Raw genomic sequence first — 16,564 nt, forward strand, 5'->3', positions numbered from 1 at the left:
ACAAGACGTCATGAACGGACGCAACTTCCACACGGGTATCCCGGCCGTGGACTTCCTGGTCACCTTCCTCCGGGCCCGCACCGAGCGCGCCCGCTCCGGCGAGCTGGACCGCGGTGCCTCCGCGGTCGAGTGGGTCATCATCTCGGCGGTCGTCGTGGCGATCGTCGGTGTCGTGGCCGCCATCATCAACGCCGCGCTGAGCGAGGGCGCCAACAAGGTCGGCGACTGCATCAAGGGCGCGGACGCGGGCAAGACCTGCTGATCGCCGTAGGAACAGTCGCAGGGACAGTCGTACGGACAACGGGGTTCACGGGGATGCTGGCGGACGTGAGCAGACGGATACGCCGCAGGGTGCGGGCCGCGCGGAGAGCGGCGGCCGCCCGCGGTGACTCCGGCATGACCGCGATCGAGTTCGTGCTGCTCACTCCCGTACTGTTCTTCATGATCTTCGCGACCGTGCAGTTCGCCCTGTACTTCTTCGCGGACCACGTCGCCCAGGCGGCGGCCCAGGCGGGAGCGCGCAAGGCGCGTGCCACGGCCGACGAACGACCGGGCGCGTGGCGGGGCGAGGCCCAGGACGTGGTGGACAGCTACATCAGCCAGCTGGGTCCGCAGCTGGTGCTGGCGCCGGACGTGAAGATGCTCCAGCCGGACCAGAACACGGTCGGTGTGGAGATCGAGGCCCGGGTGCCGACGGTGTTCCCGGGGCTGGACCTGACGGTGCACGCGCAGTCGGCCGGCCCGGTGGAACGGTTCGTACAGGAGGAGAACTGATGACTCCGTCTCCTCGTGCGCTGTGGAACGACAGCCGGCGGGCGGACGACCGGGGCCTGTCCACGATCGAGGTCGTGATCCTCGCCCCGGTGATGATCCTGTTCATCCTCGTCCTGGTGGCCTTCGGCCAGCTCGTCGACGGCCGCGGAGCGCTCGACGGAGCGGCCCGGGACGCGGCCCGCGCGGGTTCGATCCAGAAGGACCACGCCACCGCCATGGCCGAGGCCAAGAAGGCCGCCGAGGCGAACCTGGGGGATGTCTGCTCCGGGCCCGTGTCGGTCGTCCAGACGAGCCAGGGATTCGAGCCCGACACCATCTTCACGGTCGAGGTGAGCTGCCAGGTGCGTGGCCTCGCCACGCTCGGCCTCGACGTTCCGACGACGCTGTCGGCGAGCTTCAGCTCCCCGCTCGACCCGTTCCGGAGGTCGGCGTGAGACACCTCCCGCCCTATGGGCGGTCGTGGTGGGCGGCCCGTCGCGCCCACCTGGGCGACCGTGGCTCCGGCGCCGGCGCGGTCATCATCTTCGCGCTGGTCTTCCTCTCCCTCTCCGCGTTCGTGATCGACGGCGGCCTGTCCATCTCCAAGCGGGAACGGGCGGCCGACATCGCGGAGCAGGCGGCCCGTTTCGCCGCCCAGGACATCGACCGCGAAGCCCTCTACGAGAACCCGGACCTGAACGCCCTGGGGCCGATCAACTACGAGAACTGCAACGCCCGCGTGAAGGCCTTCGCCCGCGAGATGGACATGACGGGCGCGGACATCGCGGCGACCCACTGTGTGGCGGCGGACGCCCAGCAGGTCCAGGTCGAGGTGCAGCTCACCTACTCCCCGGTCTTCACGGGGATGTTCTACGGCGGCGACGTGGTCGTCCACGGGCAGGCGGTGGCGGAGAACGAGGTCGGCTGATGCCCGCCGCCCCCGTCGCCCGTCCCTCTCGGCTCCGCTGAGCACGATTCCCCCACTGGAGGTACAACCCCATGCGCACACGCACGACCACGGCGGCCGCGACCGCCCTGACCGCGGCGGTGGCGCTGCTGCTGACGGGCTGTGGTGGCTCGGACTCGTCGGACACGAAGGACTCGGACAAGATCGCGGGAGCGGAGTCGGGTTCGGGGTCTTCGAAGCCGTCGGCGTCCGCCCCCGGCGACGACATCGAGCGGCCGGAGATCAAGCTGCCGTCCGACGTGGAGAACGTCTTCGAGGGCGGTACGACCGGGGATCCGACGAAGGACGCCGTGCTGGCGGACAACGAGCGGATGATCAACTCGATCGACGAGGCCATCACCGTGGACGCCGACAAGCACCCGGCGCTGAAGTTCTACAGCAAGGACGACGCCCTGCTCGCTGCCGCTACGTACGTCAAGTCCTTCTACGACTCCGGAAAGACGTGGACCGGCGTCACGCGCTACTACGACCGCGAGGTCACTCTGGACGGCAAGACGTCCGCCACAGTGACGTACTGCGGTGACGAGACGAAGTCGTACAGCAAGGACCGCGAGACCAAGCAGGTCAAGAAGGCGCCTGGTGAAGCGGACGACTACGTCTCCTACACCGCGCGCATGGAGAAGAACGCCAAGGGCGTCTGGCAGGCCCTGAAGGTGACTTCCCAGCGAGGAGCGGAGCAGTGCCAGCGGTGACCTCCATGCGCAGGCGAGTGCAGATCGCCACCCTGATCGCCCTGCCGTTGGCCCTCGCGCCGACGGTGGCGCAGGCCGGAAGCAAGACGGACGACGGAGCCAGCCTGGGCGACGCGCAGGGCGGCAGGAAAGGCCAGAACATCACCGTCCGGACCAAGGTGCGGACGACGGTCAACGGTGCCCCCAGCACTGCCAAGACCGGCTCACTGTCCTCCACCGACAGCAACTGGACGCCCCCGGCCTGTTGGTACGAGCCGGCGTTCTCGCCCAAGGAAATCGAGGCCACCGTCAAAGCGTGGCGGGACATGGACGGCATCGTGTTCCTCGACGGCATCGGGGACTTCATCGGGATGGCGCTGGACCACCGGTACAAGGACGGGCACCCGTACAAGAACTACAACCTGGACAAGCAGGGCGAGGGCATGTTCTGGGCGGCCGCGGTGAACCCCAACCGCAAGGACGAGCCCGAAGCCATGTCCTGCGACAAGTCGCCCTTCTGGGTCGACGAGGGCGAGCCCCCCAACGAGCCCCTGGCCGTCTCCCCTCAGGTCCTCGCCGAATACGCCTACGACGAACTCCCCGTCCCCGACACCGAGATCGAGATGGCTCCGACGGGCAAGTCGACCGTCAACCTGCCCACCTGGATCTGGCTCGACAAGACCAAGTTCAAGAAGCACTCGGTGACGGCGAGCCTCCCCGGCACGGGCCTGTCCGCGACCACCACGGCCGAACCCGTCTCCCTGCACATCGAGCCGGGGACGGCAGACGCCCAGACGTACCCGGCTTCCGGTGAATGCGCGATCAACGAGGACGGCAGCATCGGCGCACCGTACGCGAAGGGCAAGGCCGACCAGACCCCGCCCTGCGGCGTCAGCTACCTGCGCTCGTCCGGCTCCGACGGTCCCTACCCGCTGCGTGCCACGGTCACCTGGAAGATCAGTTGGACGAGCACGAACGGCGAGGGCGGCGACCTCCCCGACGGCACATTCGGTACGACCCAGGACGTGACGGTGCAGGAGATCCAGTCGGTGAACCGCTGATCCGGAACATTCGACGGATCTGCACACCGTTCACCGTGAGGTCGTGACAAACCAGGGCAGGAATTGAGCACCACTCACTTACCCCGCCGTGCATTGCACACCGGTACTGCGCAGTGGCGGAACATGTGAAGGTGACGGGCCTTTCGGTGACCGAATGGTCACACACATGAATTCGGTCACCGAAATCCATCGCACCCGATAACCACAGACTGGCCGACCCTTCACCCGACGTGCTTTGATCGGTCACGCTCGAGCACTTCGAATTATTGAAACGAAGGGAACCGCCTTCCATGGCCTTCACCCCGCAGATCCAGACCGCCCACATGTCCGACGCCGAGCTGGACACCATCGCCGGCGGCCAGGCGGGCGGCACCGCGGGTGCCGGCGCCGCAGCCGGTCTCTACGTCGAGACCTCGGCCGTCGGCGTCAACACCGGTGTCGGCGGCGGCGTGGGCCTCGCCGTCTCGCCCGCGGGCATCGCGGCGGACCTGCACCTCAACGCCGCGGTCGCTTCCTGACCTCAGGCACGCGAAAGGCCCCGGATCTCCGGATCCGGGGCCTTATCACGTCAGTGGGTCGCGGCCTTACTTACCCCCGGCCCCGCTCCCTTTACCGCCTTTCCCGCCCCGCTTGTCCTCGGTCTTCATGGCATCGTTGACCTGCTTGGCGAGCTCGTCATCAAGCTTCTTGAACTCACGGACAACGGCATCGGACATACTCGCCAGCGCATCGAGCTGCTGCGTGATGTCCTCGCGCCCGTCCTCCCAATTGGACTCGAAATCCCCGAGCGCGTCATTGACACTGCCGTCGCCGATGTCGTCCTTGTAGGACTCGAAGAGCTTCTTGGTGTGATTCAGGCGGGTCTTGATGGACCGCAGCCGGCGCCCATAGCCCTCCAGCTCGCTCAGCGGGAGTGCGAGGTCGCTCTTGCCGTTGCCCATATGGCAGCCCCCAACGTCCAACGCCCTGATCTCATCTGAACCGTACCCCGAGCCGATCTTTCCGTCGAACGGTTGTGCCTTGTAAGTTCACGTGTGCATACGGTTGTTGACGTTGGTTTGCGTGTGACGGGGGTTGCGGTATGGCGGGGCACAGGCCTTCGGACTGGCATGTCCTGGATCTGGACAAGGATCCGACGCCTGGTGATCCGCAGCGGGTGCGCACGCTCGCGAAGCATCTTCACGACTTCGCCGACGATGTCTCCGAGGCTCTGCGTCTGGTCAAGGGCATGGCGGGGGAGGGCACGCTCCTCGAGTGGGCGGGCAAGTCGGCGGATGTCTTCAAGGAGGACTTCGCCGACGTTCCGAAGAACCTCAAGAAGCTGAAGAAGTCCTACGAGATGTGCGGGGATGCGCTGGCGGACTTCTGGCCGAAGCTGGAGCGGGCGCAGTCGCTGGCGGACAAGGCTCTGGTCAAGGGCCGTGAGGCGCGCGACAACCTCTCCTCCGCGCAGTCCCGACTGGCCTCGGCGGACTCGTGGGTGACGCGGGCCGGCAAGGAGGCGGACAAGTACAAGGACGACCCGACCGGCAGCAAGAACACGGAGAAGCCGGACGAGGCGAAGGTTCGTGCCGCCACCCGGGATGTGCAGCACGCCAAGTCCGCCCACTCCAAAGCCCAGTCGGATGTCTCCGACGCCCAGGATGCTCTCGCTGCGGCGAAGAAGATGGCCGAGGACGCGCGGAAGATGCGCGAGGAGGCGGCCCGCGAAGCCAAGTCGAAGATCGACGAGGCCTCGGACGCCGGTATTCAGAACCGGTCGTGGTGGGAGGAGGTCGGCGACTGGTTCACGGACAACTGGGACAACATCGTCGCGGTGTGCAAGGTCGTCGTCGCGGTCGTCGGGATCATCGCGATGATCATCGGCGGTCCGATCCTGGGCGCGATCGTGCTGATCGCGGCCGCGGTCGTCCTTGCCGACACGCTCTATAAATACTCCAAGGGCCAAGCGTCTCTATGGGACGTCGGATTCGCCGCCCTGGACTGCATTCCGGGCATGAAGGGGCTCACCACCCTCGGGGGCCTCGCCAAGGGCATGAAAGCCCTCGGCAAGGGCGGCCTCAAGGCCATGGGCAAAGGATTGGGAAGAGGCCTTCGAAAGGGGGCCGACGACGCGGTTGCCAAGAGCAAGCCGGCCAAGGGACGGTGCAAGAACGGCGACCCCATCGACATGGTCTCGGGCGAGATGCTCATCGAGCAGACTGACGTGGGCCTGCCCGGGGTCCTTCCCGTCATCCTTCGCCGCACACATCTGTCCACGTACCACTGGGGGAAGTGGTTCGGTGAATCGTGGGCCTCGACCTTCGACGAGCGGCTGGAGCTCGACGAGGACGGAGCGTTGTTCGCCACAGAGGACGGGATGATCCTGTGCTATCCCGCTCCGGGGCCCGAGGGCCCCGTGATGCCCGTGTCAGGTCCGCGACGGACCTTGATGTGGGACGAGGACCAGCCGGGTGCGCTGCGGGTCTCGGACCCCAGGACAGGGATCACCAGGCACTTCGGCCCGCTCCACGAAGGCGGCAAGAGGGGCCCCGCGTTCACTCTGCCGCTGACCGCGATATCGGACCGCAACGGCAACCGCGTCCACTTCGACCGCGCGACCGACGGCACCCCGATCGCCGTACGTCATTCCGGCGGGTACCACCTCGACGTCGACACTGAGGGCGGCCGGATCGTACGGCTGAGGCTGAAGAATCCCGATGACGGTCCCGAAGGCACCACGATCCTTCGCTACGGCTACGACGAGGCCGGTGACCTGACGGAGATCATCGACTCCTCGGATCTTCCCTTCAAGTTCGCATACGACATCGCGGGTCGTATCGAGTCCTGGACCGACCGAATCGGCTCCTGGTACCGGTTCACCTACGACGACCAGGACCGCGTCATACAGGGCGAGGGCGCCGACGGCGTACTCAACTGCACCATCGCATACGACGCCGAGACCCGCGCCACCCACTACACCGACTCGCTCGGCCGGACCACTTCCTACCGTCACAACGAACGCCTGCAACTGGTGGCGGTCACGGACGCGAGGGGCGAGACCGTCCACAACGAGTGGGACGAGTCCGACCGGCTCGTTGCGCGCACCGACGCGCTGAACCACACCTACCGCTATACGTACGATCATGCGGGCAACCTGACCGGCGTCACACGACCTGACGGTTCTTCGACGCAGGCGGTCTACAACGACCTGCACCTGCCGGTCACCGTCATCGAGGCGGACGGCGTCGTGTGGCATCACACCTACGACGAACGCGGCAACCGGACGGCCACCCATGACCCGCTCGGTGCGGAGACCCACTACGCGTACGACGCCTCGGGCTTCCTCATAGGTGCGACGGACGCCTTGGGCCACGGACGCAGCGCTGTCGGCAACGGCGTGGGACTCCCCGTGAGTCTCACCAACCCCGTCGGCAGCACCACCATGGTCGAGCACGACGCCTTCGGCCGCGTCACGTCTGTCACCGACGCCCTGGGCCGGGTGACGCGGCTCGGCTGGACCGTCGAGGGCAGGCTGGCCTGGCGCAAGACGGGTGAGGGGGCGGCCGAGCAGTTCGAGTGGGATGCCGCCGGCAACCTCGTGACGTACTCCGACCAGGCGGGCAACACCAGCAGCTACACACCCACGCACTTCCACCTCGCCTCGGTCCGCACTCGACCGGACGGCTCGCGCTACACGTTCACCTACGACACCGAGCTGAACCTCGTGCAGGTGACCAACCCCCAGGGCGCCACCTGGGAGTACGTGTACGACGAGGCCAACCGCGTCGTCGCGGAGACTGACTTCAACGGCCGCACGCTCACCTATGAGGTCAACGCCATGGGCGAGCTGGTGGGCCTCACCAACGGCGCCGGCGAGGCGATCTCGTTCGGCAGAGACGCGCTGGGCCGCACGACTTCCGTCCGGCACGACGGCCAGACGACCGTCCTGCGTTACGACTCCGCCGGTCACCTGGTCGAGCAGGCCGGGCCCGAAGTGAGGGTGGAGCGCGCCCACGACGCCGCAGGACGGCTGCTCGCCGAGAGCGTCAACGGCCGTACGACGACGTACCGTTACGATGCCCTCGGTCGTCGCATCGAACGGCGTACGCCTTCCGGCATCGTTTCCACCTGGTCGTACGACGCCGCCGGACGTCCGGACGGCCTGGAGGCGGCCGGGCACCGGATGAGCTTCCACTTCGACGCCGTGGGACGGGAAACGGCCCGCCGCCTGCCCCACGGGGTGACGCTCGGCCAGTCGTGGGACGACGCCAACAGGCTCACCCGGCAGAGTCTGTCCCGGCACCCGGAGGGAGCCGAGGCCCTCCTCCAGCACCGCACGTACGCGTACCGGGCGGACGGCCACCTCACCGAACTCGAAGAGCTCACCACCGGCACCCGCAGCTTCGACCTCGATACAGGGGGACGAGTCACCGCCGTCCACGCGCGGGACTGGACGGAGACCTACGCCTACGACGGCGTCGGCAACCTCAGCGCAGCCTCGACCCCGGCCACCGGTGACGACGACGTACACAGGGAGTTCACCGGAACCCTCATTCGGCGCTGCGGCAGGACCAGGTACGAGCGCGACGGGGAGGGGCGCATCGTCAGGTCGGTGCGGCGGTTGCTCAACGGTCAGAAACGCGTCCGGACGTACTCCTGGAACAGCCAGAGTCAGCTCGTCGGCACCGTCACGCCGGACGGAGCTCGGTGGCGTTACGTCTACGATCCGGCGGGCCGCCGTGTCGCCAAGCAACGCCTCGCCGCTGACGGCGCGGTGTCCGAGGAGACCCGTTTCACCTGGGACGGTCCACGACTGGCGGAGCAGGTCACCTCGACCGGGCACGGCACCACGTGGGACTACGCACCAGGAACCCATCTGCCGCTGACGCAGATAGACCACGCGTCCGCTGGTCAGGCGGACGCCCCGGCTGTCGACGCCCGCTTCCACGCCGTGATCACGGACCTGTCCGGTGCGCCGGCCGAACTCGTCTCCGATGAGGGCGAGCTGTCCTGGCAGCGGCGTACGACACTCTGGGGCCTCCCGCTGCCCAGGGAGACGGCGGTCGGGGCAGGCGGAGGCGACGCGAGGGCCGGCGCGGTCGACTGTCCGTTGCGCTTCCCGGGCCAGTACGCCGACTCCGAGACAGGCTGGCATTACAACCACCACCGGTACTACGACCCGGAGACCGGTCACTACGCGACACCGGACCCGCTCGGCCTGGGCCCGGCTCCCAATGACACCGCCTACGTGCCCAACCCGTACCGCTGGATCGACCCGCTCGGCCTGTACCGGAACCCCAAGAACGGCGAGTACGCGAAGGACCCCGACGCACCCGAGACAGCGCACAACCGCAAGACCGAGTACCCGTCCGGCTACCGAGAGTCCACACACGACGAGATGGCCAAGAACTGGACCCTGGAAGGAGTCCAGCAAGGCGAGCGACCGCTGGACTCGAACGGCAAGAAGATCCCCCGCGACCAGCTGACCTGGTTCGACTCCAACGGTGACGTCATCTGGGACCCGACGAACCCCGGGGCGAAACCCTTCCATGAGACGGTCACATACGAGCACCGGGAAGCCGTCGTCGACCACTGGAACCGCGAGGGCAGGTTCACCGACCGTGTAACCCGCAACGACTTCTACAACGACCCGGACAACATGGAGGCCATGGACAAGCGAAAGAACTCGCGCGGAGGGGCAATGATGGAGGCCCGGTACAGCCAGGAAACCGGCCCGAACTACTCCTGCACCTGATGCCCGCGCCGGACGTGGAACACCGAGAAGAACGTGGAAGGAACCATGGATCTGCTGTCCACCATCAAGGCTTTCCGTAATGTCGCCCCGCTCGAAGGCCTGGACCAGGCGTGGAAGTGGAGCCTGAACCCGGTGCTGCACTTCGCGGGAGCCCTTACCGGTGACGGAACGCGGCTTCTGCAGACCAATCAGCGCGGCAAGCACGACGAGTCCCTCGCGCGGGCCGTTCTGTCCTTCGCCCGGGAACACGAGAAGACGCTCATCGGCGAGGGACGGTACATCGGCTGCGTGGACGGCTTCAGCACGCCGGGCTACGCGTTCGACGCCGTCGCGGCCGCCGTACCGGACGTCCACGGACATCACAAGGCACAGAATCCCGACCTCACGGCCGTGACATACATCGTCTTCCCCGCCTACGCCTGCGAATTCTCCGGCCGGGAGACGCTGCCCGAAGCAGAAGCCAGGTACACGAAGATGCTCCACCCCGCGGAGATCGGCCGTGAGCCCGTGCCGTTCGTGAAGATGAGCTTCGACAACCCTCGCACCGGTGGCGGCAGCACCAATCCAGGACGCGCCCTGACCTACCCGAGGATCCTCCTCCAGGAGATCCCCCAGCTGGAGAACTCTCCTGGGGGCTACGTGGAGTACGAGAACCGTGAGGGCAAGATCTGGCGCGTGGCGTGGGACGGGGGCAACTGGGTGCTCTCGGGAGAAGCGGGGCGACGCGAGATGAGCCTCGAAGAGGTGCTCTCGTTCACGGAGTCGAGCCTGCGCTGAAACGGGGCCGCATCGCGCGTACTGCGGCCCCGTACGGCCGCACCTCAGCGGTTGATCGACTGGATCTCCTGGACGTTCATGGCCTGGGTGGTCGTGTACCCCTTGCTCTCATCGGTGCAGTAGGAGAGTGACGCCGCTGTCTTGTTCTTGGCGATGGAGACCTTGGGGGCGAACACGGGCAGCTTGCCGATGACCGTGAGGTTCTTGTCCGTGTAGGTCCTGATCCACTGCTGGCTCTGCAGGAAGCCGGCTTTCGTGTCGTAGAAGGCACGGTCCTTGCTGTCGGGGTCGTTCTCGATGATCGCCGCGTACCCTGCCCGGAGCTGTTCCTTGCCGTCGTTTAGTACGGCCTGCTCGACGGGGCCGCTGCTGGTCCAGTTCTCGAAGGTCAGCTGGAAGCTGCTGGGAAGCTTGATCACGGGGCGCTTGACCTCGGGCGCCGCAGACGACGACGAAGCGGGGGCCGACGGGCTGCTCGACCCGCTGCCCGCTCCGTTGATGTCGTCCGATGGCGAATCGCCACCACCGCATGCGGTCAGAAGCAGCGCCGCCGTCACGGTCACCATGGCGGCGGTGGTGGTCAGAGCGCGGCGTGCCACGGTTCGTCTCCCCCGGTGTTCGATCGGGTTCGATGTTCTGTCCGACGGCTGTCCGCCGTCCCCGCCGCACGCGGGGTCAGGCGGTGGCGGGGCCACGAGAGTCTCGCTCCTTCGGTTGTGCGGTGCGGCGTCGTGTCAGCGGTTGATCGACTGGATCTCCTGGACGTTCATGTCCTGAGTCGTTTCGAAGGTGCCATCCGGGAGGTCGCCGTTTGCGCCGCCCGCGCCTTCCCACGAAATCTGCCAGGTGATGCTGGCCTTCAACTGGTACGGCTCACTGTTAGTGGCGCGCAGATACCTGATGCCGCATGGCGGCGTCTTGTCGGCGTCGCCCTTGGTGTAGGGGGTTCCGATCGAGCCGTCGTCGTTGATCTCGCAGTCACCCGAGGCCGGGAAGGTCTCGGCATCGTCCGTGCCCGGTTCCAGGTGCAGGGCCACCGGCTTGGCCGTCGTCTCAGCCCAGAGACCCGTGTTGGGAAGCTCGGCCCGGACCTTGATGTCCTGGAAGGTGCCCTTGTCCAGCCACACCCAAGTGGGCAGGTTCACTGTGGACTTGGCCTGCGGCCTCAGTTCGACCTTGGTCTTGGGTACCTCGATCTTGTCGTAGGCGTAGGCCGCGAGTGTCTCAGGAGTCGGCGCGTGCTCGTCGTCCGGGATCGTGCCGGCGTCCTGCCAGAACATGATCCGGCCGCAGTCCCAGGCCTTGATGTCGTTCTCGTGGCCTTTGCGGACAACGCTGCGCCAGAACATGCCCTTCTTGCCGATGTTGTAGTTCTTGTACCCCTCGGCGGTGCTGTTGGTGGGCGACTTGAGATCAAAGTTGTCCTGCGGTTCACCCTCGTCGTAGTGATCGACGAAGATGCCCGAACTCCACCACTCGTGGGCGTTGACGGCGCCCATCCCACCGTTCTTCTGCAGGTCCCCGACCGCGGATTTGAGCCCTTCCGGAGAGAAGACCGGCTCGTACCAGCAGACCGGGGGCTCCCAGTTGGGGTCGACGGACGTCAGCTCGTCCATGGAACCCTGTTCGGTTCGGCCGTCGGGGTGACTGACCTGGATGCGGGATTGCGAGACGGACGCCAGCAGGGTGCGGCCGTCGGAGTCACCGGAGGGCTTCTCAGCGGGCTGACTGGGCGTCGTGGGCGCCGGTACTTCGTCGGCGAAGGCTGCGCTTGACGAGCACAAGAGCACGGTGGCAGTCAGCGCGGCTGTCCATGCTGCGCTTCGTCCCGTCCCCGTCACTGCCGACACTCCTTGGCCTTGCCCGCGACCTCGATCTGCTGCGCCTGCCAGATGCCGGGGGAGTCGGCCGAGGGCTGCATCAAGATGCGGTACTTCAGGTAACTGTCGAGGCTTTCCTTCGTGTAATGGATCTTGTCGGTCTTGACGTCCTTGCTGTACGACTTGGCCTGGTTACGGCAGAAGGTGACGAGGACGGCTTTCGTGTCCTCGGACTTGCTGGTAGCGGCGTCGTAATACTGGTCCTCGCCTGTCGGGGTCCAGCCGCCCTTCACCCATGCCTCGATCTGCGACTTCGCGTACTTGGCGGCTCCGGCTCGGGAGTAGAACCGGTAAGCCGAGTCGTTCGGGTCCTGGGCGACGATGGCGTGCTTCAGCGCCCGGAGGAAGTTGGCGGAGTCGTCCAGCGCAGCCGCCTCATCGCTGTCGGACGGCATGTCGAAGTCGAAGACCATCTTCAGGTCCTTCGGCAGACTGAGATCGGGGCGGTCCGCATCCGCAGCCTTCGATGGTGAAGCCGACGGACTTCTCACCCCCTGGTCCGCTCCCTCGATGTCGTCCGAAGAGGTTCCGCCGTCTCCGCCGCAAGCGGTGAGCAGAAGCGCCGCCGTCGCGGTGAGTGCGGTGGCGGTGGTGGTCAGGGCGTGGCGTGCCACGGTTCGGCTCCCCCGGTGTTCGGTGTATGCGGCAGAGAACGAAGCTATCAGGGGCGGGTGATGGGGCTCTGTGAGCCCGCAGGGGATTGCGTGGGGAATGTGAGGAGCGTGCGTGGCAATCGCGAAGGGGAGCGAACTCTGTCGCCCGGCCGCAGCCGCAGGCGCATGCCACTACGAGGGCAAAGCGGACGTCAACGACGTTCGTCCCCCACGCCCTTCGACGACCTCAATAAGAGTCAATAAGATCTCTGTAGGCTCAGCACACCTCCCGGCCCACAGTTCGCCTCACCGCACTCCGCACACGACCCCAGGACACCCGCCATGCCGCGACGCCGCACCTCAAGCTCGTCAAGCTCGACGGGAAGTACGTCGGGAACGACGGGAACGACGGCTCCGAGGAATCGGACGCCGCAGCCGGTGACGATCCGGCGGCGGTCGTTCGGGGACTTCCTCAAGGCGTTCCTCGCGTTCGTCGCCCTGGCCGTTCTGCTCGTCGGTGTGCCCGGTGCGCTGGCCACGCAGATCGGGTGGCCGTTGCCGGACGGGGTGCCGAGCCTCGGCTGGCTTCAGCAAGAGATCACCGTTCACACGTTTCTGAACATCCTCACCGTCGTGGTGTGGCTCGCGTGGGCCCAGTTCACCGCCTGCGTGCTCGTGGAGATGAAGGCCGCGCTGTCCGGTGTCGGTGTGCCGGGGCGGGTGCCGGGGGCCGGGCCCAGTCAGTTGCTCGCCCGGCAGCTCGTCGCCGCGCTGCTGCTCGTCGGCGCCACGGCGGCCAGCTTCACCCCCGGACTGTCGCAGCTCGGACAGAGCGGCTACGACGCCAACCAGAAGCCCACCGTCGCCGCGGCCCAGCAGACCCCGGGTTTCTTCGCCCAGCAGCAGGAGCAGGCCGCCGACACCGCCGCCGCCCTCGCCGAGCAGGCCTCGCACGCCGCCTCGCACGCGGACGCGGGTGGCAGCACCGCCCAGCAGGGCGACACGAAGTACTACCGGATCCAGCCGCCCGAGGGGCGTCACCACGACTCCCTGTGGGAGATAGCGGAACGGCACCTCGGTGACGGGCGTCGCTACAAGGAGATCTTCGAGCTCAACAAGGACCGCGTCCAGCCGGACGGGTCCAAGCTCTCCGAAGCCAGCCTCATCCGGCCCGGGTGGATCATGGAGATGCCGGGCGACGCGTGTGGCGGCGAGCTCGTCGAGATGCCCGACGAGGCTCCCAACGTGTCGCCGGATGTGCAGCAGCAGATCGCCGACTACGCCCAGACAGGGGACCACGCCCAAGGCGGGGGCAGTGGTGCCCAGGGCGGTGGCCACGAGCACGCCGGTGGTGGTCCTTCCACCTCCCAGGTCTCCCTGCCCGAGCAGCGGCCCGCCTCCGACGCCGGTCACCAGCAGGCCACCGCCGTCGACGCCGAGTCCGGCAACTCTTTCGGGCTGCCCGAGGCCCTTCTCACCGCGCCCCTCCTCGCCGCCGGTCTCCTGGGTGCCCTGGGGCGGCGCCGTCGGCAGGCGTTGTGGCAGTCGGCGTTCGGGGCCGTCGGCGGGCGGCGCGGCATGGAGCCGCCCACGCCGAGCGGGGATGCCCAGGACGTCCAGGACGCCCTGCTCGTCGGCGCCGACCCCGAGGGCGTGCGGCTGCTCGACCGGAGCCTGCGCGGTCTCGCCGCTTCCCTCGCCGAGGAGTCGCGGGCCCTGCCGGTCGTGTACGCCGCCTGGCTCAGCAACGGCGATCTGCACCTCCAGCTCGCCCAGCCCGCCGGGAAGCCGCCCGCCCCCTGGCAGCAGGGGCAGGACCAGACGTTCTGGATGCTGGCCCGGACGGACGCCGAGCGCTACGAGGACGTCGACACGGCCGCGCCCTACCCGGGGCTCGTCAGCCTCGGCACCATGGACGACTCGCGGCTGCTGCTCAACCTGGAGGCCGTGCCCGGCATCGTCTCCCTCTCCGGTCGGGAGGCCGACCGGGCCGCCGTCTTCGCGTCCGTCGCCGCCGAGTTGGCGACCAACGGATGGTCCGACCGCATGACCATCACGCTCGTCGGCTTCGGGCAGGACCTGACGCCGCTCGCCCCGAACCGGATCCGGCACCTCGAGGACGTCGAGGCGCTCGTCGAGACCATGGAGGCCGAGACGCGGCAGCGGCGGGGCGCCCTCGGCGCGGCCGGGCACGACTCCGTCCTCACCGGGCGCACCGGGCCCGCCCAGCACACCCGCTGGGCCCCGCACCTCGTCCTGCTCGCCGCCCAGCCGTCCGCCGAGGACGCCGTCAAGCTCGCCGAACTCGCCGCCGACGCCGGCCGTCTCGGCATCGGCTACCTCGTCGGCACCGAGACCGGTGATCTGCCGGGCGCCGCCTGGGAGATGGAGATCACGGGCCAGGGCAAGCTGCTCGCGCCCCTCCTCGGGCTCGAACTCGACGCCCAGTTGCTGCCCGCCGCCCAGCAGCGGGCCGTGGTCGAGCTGTTCGTCGACGCCGACCCCGAGAACCGGCCCGAGGGCGGCCCGGCCAACAGGCCGCCGTTCCTCGTCGACATCAGCGAGCAGGGCCGGCCGGCCGTCTACGCCCGGCTCGTCGGGCCCTACGAGATCATCGGCCTCGACACCCCGGACGGGGACCGCAGCGCCCTCCTCCACGAGGCGCTCGCCCTGCTGCTCCTGCACCGCGAGGGCGTGCACCCGCGCGTGCTGTCCTCGGCGCTGTGGCCGCGCGGCGTCACCGACGACGTGCGTAACGCGCTGCTGGACCGGCTGCGCGACTGGCTGGGCGCCGACCCCGACGGCACTCCCCGCCTCGCCACCGACGGCAGCGGCCGGCTCACGCTCGCCAAGTCCGTCGTCTCCGACCTGGACGTGCTGCGCTCCCTCTACCACGAGGCCACGCAGGGCAAGGGCGTGGACAGCCGGGCCGTGCGCGGGCGGCTGCTCACCGACGCGCTCGTGCTGGTGCGCGGGCCGCTGCTCGCCGACCGGCCCGAGGGCCGCTACCGGTGGCTCACCCACGAGATCGTCGACGCCCAGCTGCCGCTGCTCGTCGCGGACACCGGGCTCGCGCTGTGCGAGTTCCACATGGAGAAGAACCGCGCCGAGAAGGCCATCGAGGCGCTCAACGCGTCCCTGCGCACCGCCCCGGCCGACGAGCGCCTGTGGCACGAACTGCTGCGCGCCACCCACGCCACCGGCGACACGTCCCGCCTGACCGCGCTCGCCACCGATCTCATCGGCCGCAGCGGAGCCCGCGGTCTGCCGCCGCGCACCGAGGCACTGCTCGACGAGCTGCTGCCGACGTGGCGCGACGCGATCGCCGCGGTGGGATGAACACCGGGGTCCTGGTCATCGCCGCCGCGCTGTGGGGCGCGGCGGCGGGTGCGTTTCTGCCGCGTGCGGCCTACCGGTTCGCGGCTCCCTCCGGGGAACCCTGGCGGGAGCGGTGCCCCGGCGGGCACCCTCTCAAGGGCTGGCTCGGGCGGGCCACGTGCCACGAGTGTGAGGGGTCCGGTCACGGGCCGCGTACGACACCCCTGGTGATCGCCACCGCCCTCGTCTGCGCCGTCCTCGCCGCCGCCACCGGCACCCGGCCCGAGGTCGGGGTATGGCTGCTGCTCGCGCCCGTCTGGGTGCTGCTGACGGTCGTCGACTTCCGGGTGCGACGGCTGCCCGACCCGCTCACGCTCCCGTTCGCCGCGGCCGCGCTGGCCCTGCTCGGCCTCACCGCGCTCGTGCCCGAGCACGCGGGGGAGTGGACGACCGCCCTGCTCGGCTCGCTCGCGCTGGGCGGCGGCTACTTCGTGCTGTTCCTCATCAATCCCGCGGGGATGGGCTTCGGCGACGTCAAGCTCGCCCTGGGCGCGGGGGCGGTACTCGGCTGGTACGGCTGGCCGACGGTGATGCTCGGCACCTTCGCCGGGTTCCTGCTCGGCGCGCTGTACGGCGGTGCCCTCGTCGTCGCACGGCGGGCCGGGCGCAAGACGGCCATCCCCTTCGGGCCGTTCCTGATCTCCGGCGCCTTCCTCGGGCTCCTGGCCGGGGCCTACGCGGCCTGACGATCCCAAGGCCGGAAAGCCCGAAGGCCCGTAGGCCTGACGTCCAGCGGCCCGAACGGCT

At 68.3% G+C, this 16,564-nt stretch carries 15 protein-coding genes; 11 read left to right on the plus strand and 4 right to left on the minus strand.

What is annotated here, in order from left to right; genetic code table 11:
• The first annotated feature begins 10 nt into the window (after window positions 1–10).
• The 7 genes from HDA41_RS23585 to HDA41_RS23615 all read left to right on the plus strand — a co-directional run bounded on the left by HDA41_RS23585 (window position 11) and on the right by HDA41_RS23615 (window position 3,970).
• Window positions 11–262 carry a hypothetical protein gene (locus HDA41_RS23585; RefSeq protein ID WP_184986935.1) on the plus strand — a complete coding sequence of 84 codons (252 nt, stop codon included), beginning with the start codon at window positions 11–13 and terminating at the stop codon, window positions 260–262.
• Window positions 263–315: 53 nt separating this feature from the next.
• Window positions 316–774, plus strand: coding sequence for a TadE family protein (locus tag HDA41_RS23590; protein WP_184986937.1), 459 nt, complete (start codon window positions 316–318; stop codon window positions 772–774).
• A complete protein-coding gene (locus HDA41_RS23595; protein ID WP_184986939.1) occupies window positions 774–1,208 on the plus strand; it encodes a TadE/TadG family type IV pilus assembly protein in 435 nt (144 codons plus the stop codon). The genes HDA41_RS23590 and HDA41_RS23595 overlap by 1 nt, the downstream gene beginning before the upstream one ends.
• The gene (locus HDA41_RS23600; protein ID WP_184986941.1) at window positions 1,205–1,681 is read left to right on the plus strand and encodes a pilus assembly protein TadG-related protein; all 477 of its coding nucleotides are present in this window, start codon (window positions 1,205–1,207) and stop codon (window positions 1,679–1,681) included. The genes HDA41_RS23595 and HDA41_RS23600 overlap by 4 nt, the downstream gene beginning before the upstream one ends.
• Window positions 1,682–1,752: 71 nt before the next feature.
• Window positions 1,753–2,412 carry a hypothetical protein gene (locus HDA41_RS23605; RefSeq protein WP_184986943.1) on the plus strand — a complete coding sequence of 220 codons (660 nt, stop codon included), beginning with the start codon at window positions 1,753–1,755 and terminating at the stop codon, window positions 2,410–2,412.
• Window positions 2,400–3,452, plus strand: coding sequence for a hypothetical protein (locus HDA41_RS23610; RefSeq protein WP_230299408.1), 1,053 nt, complete (start codon window positions 2,400–2,402; stop codon window positions 3,450–3,452). The genes HDA41_RS23605 and HDA41_RS23610 overlap by 13 nt, the downstream gene beginning before the upstream one ends.
• Window positions 3,453–3,742: 290 nt before the next feature.
• Window positions 3,743–3,970: a hypothetical protein gene (locus HDA41_RS23615; RefSeq protein ID WP_184986945.1), complete on the plus strand. Its 228-nt coding sequence runs from the start codon at window positions 3,743–3,745 to the stop codon at window positions 3,968–3,970.
• Between the two features lie 66 nt (window positions 3,971–4,036).
• Here HDA41_RS23615 and HDA41_RS23620 read toward each other — a convergent pair whose 3' ends face one another.
• Window positions 4,037–4,393, minus strand: coding sequence for a hypothetical protein (locus HDA41_RS23620; protein ID WP_184986947.1), 357 nt, complete (start codon window positions 4,391–4,393; stop codon window positions 4,037–4,039).
• A gap of 140 nt (window positions 4,394–4,533) precedes the next feature.
• On the opposite strand from HDA41_RS23620, the gene HDA41_RS23625 reads away from it, so the two are divergent.
• Together HDA41_RS23625 and HDA41_RS23630 are read left to right on the plus strand one after the other, a co-directional pair.
• Complete coding sequence (locus HDA41_RS23625) at window positions 4,534–9,189, plus strand: RHS repeat-associated core domain-containing protein (RefSeq protein ID WP_184986949.1); 4,656 nt, start codon at window positions 4,534–4,536, stop codon at window positions 9,187–9,189.
• A gap of 45 nt (window positions 9,190–9,234) precedes the next feature.
• Window positions 9,235–9,966 (plus strand): hypothetical protein, encoded by a 732-nt coding sequence (locus HDA41_RS23630; RefSeq protein WP_184986951.1) that lies wholly within the window; start codon window positions 9,235–9,237, stop codon window positions 9,964–9,966.
• Window positions 9,967–10,010: 44 nt separating this feature from the next.
• Here the strand turns inward: HDA41_RS23630 and HDA41_RS23635 are convergent, their stop codons facing one another.
• The 3 genes from HDA41_RS23635 to HDA41_RS23645 all read right to left on the minus strand — a co-directional run bounded on the left by HDA41_RS23635 (window position 10,011) and on the right by HDA41_RS23645 (window position 12,460).
• Window positions 10,011–10,565 carry a hypothetical protein gene (locus HDA41_RS23635; RefSeq protein ID WP_184986952.1) on the minus strand — a complete coding sequence of 185 codons (555 nt, stop codon included), beginning with the start codon at window positions 10,563–10,565 and terminating at the stop codon, window positions 10,011–10,013.
• Between the two features lie 135 nt (window positions 10,566–10,700).
• Window positions 10,701–11,582 carry a hypothetical protein gene (locus tag HDA41_RS23640; RefSeq protein WP_230299409.1) on the minus strand — a complete coding sequence of 294 codons (882 nt, stop codon included), beginning with the start codon at window positions 11,580–11,582 and terminating at the stop codon, window positions 10,701–10,703.
• Between the two features lie 221 nt (window positions 11,583–11,803).
• Window positions 11,804–12,460: a hypothetical protein gene (locus HDA41_RS23645; protein ID WP_184986956.1), complete on the minus strand. Its 657-nt coding sequence runs from the start codon at window positions 12,458–12,460 to the stop codon at window positions 11,804–11,806.
• Between the two features lie 321 nt (window positions 12,461–12,781).
• Here HDA41_RS23645 and HDA41_RS23650 point away from each other — a divergent pair, with 321 nt between their 5' ends.
• Window positions 12,782–15,778 carry a BTAD domain-containing putative transcriptional regulator gene (locus HDA41_RS23650; protein WP_184986958.1) on the plus strand — a complete coding sequence of 999 codons (2,997 nt, stop codon included), beginning with the start codon at window positions 12,782–12,784 and terminating at the stop codon, window positions 15,776–15,778.
• A complete protein-coding gene (locus tag HDA41_RS23655) occupies window positions 15,775–16,503 on the plus strand; it encodes a prepilin peptidase (protein WP_184986960.1) in 729 nt (242 codons plus the stop codon). Before HDA41_RS23650 ends, HDA41_RS23655 begins: the two co-directional genes overlap by 4 nt.
• Window positions 16,504–16,564: the final 61 nt, after the last annotated feature.

Source organism: Streptomyces caelestis (assembly GCF_014205255.1).
GTDB classification, from domain to species: domain Bacteria; phylum Actinomycetota; class Actinomycetes; order Streptomycetales; family Streptomycetaceae; genus Streptomyces; species Streptomyces caelestis.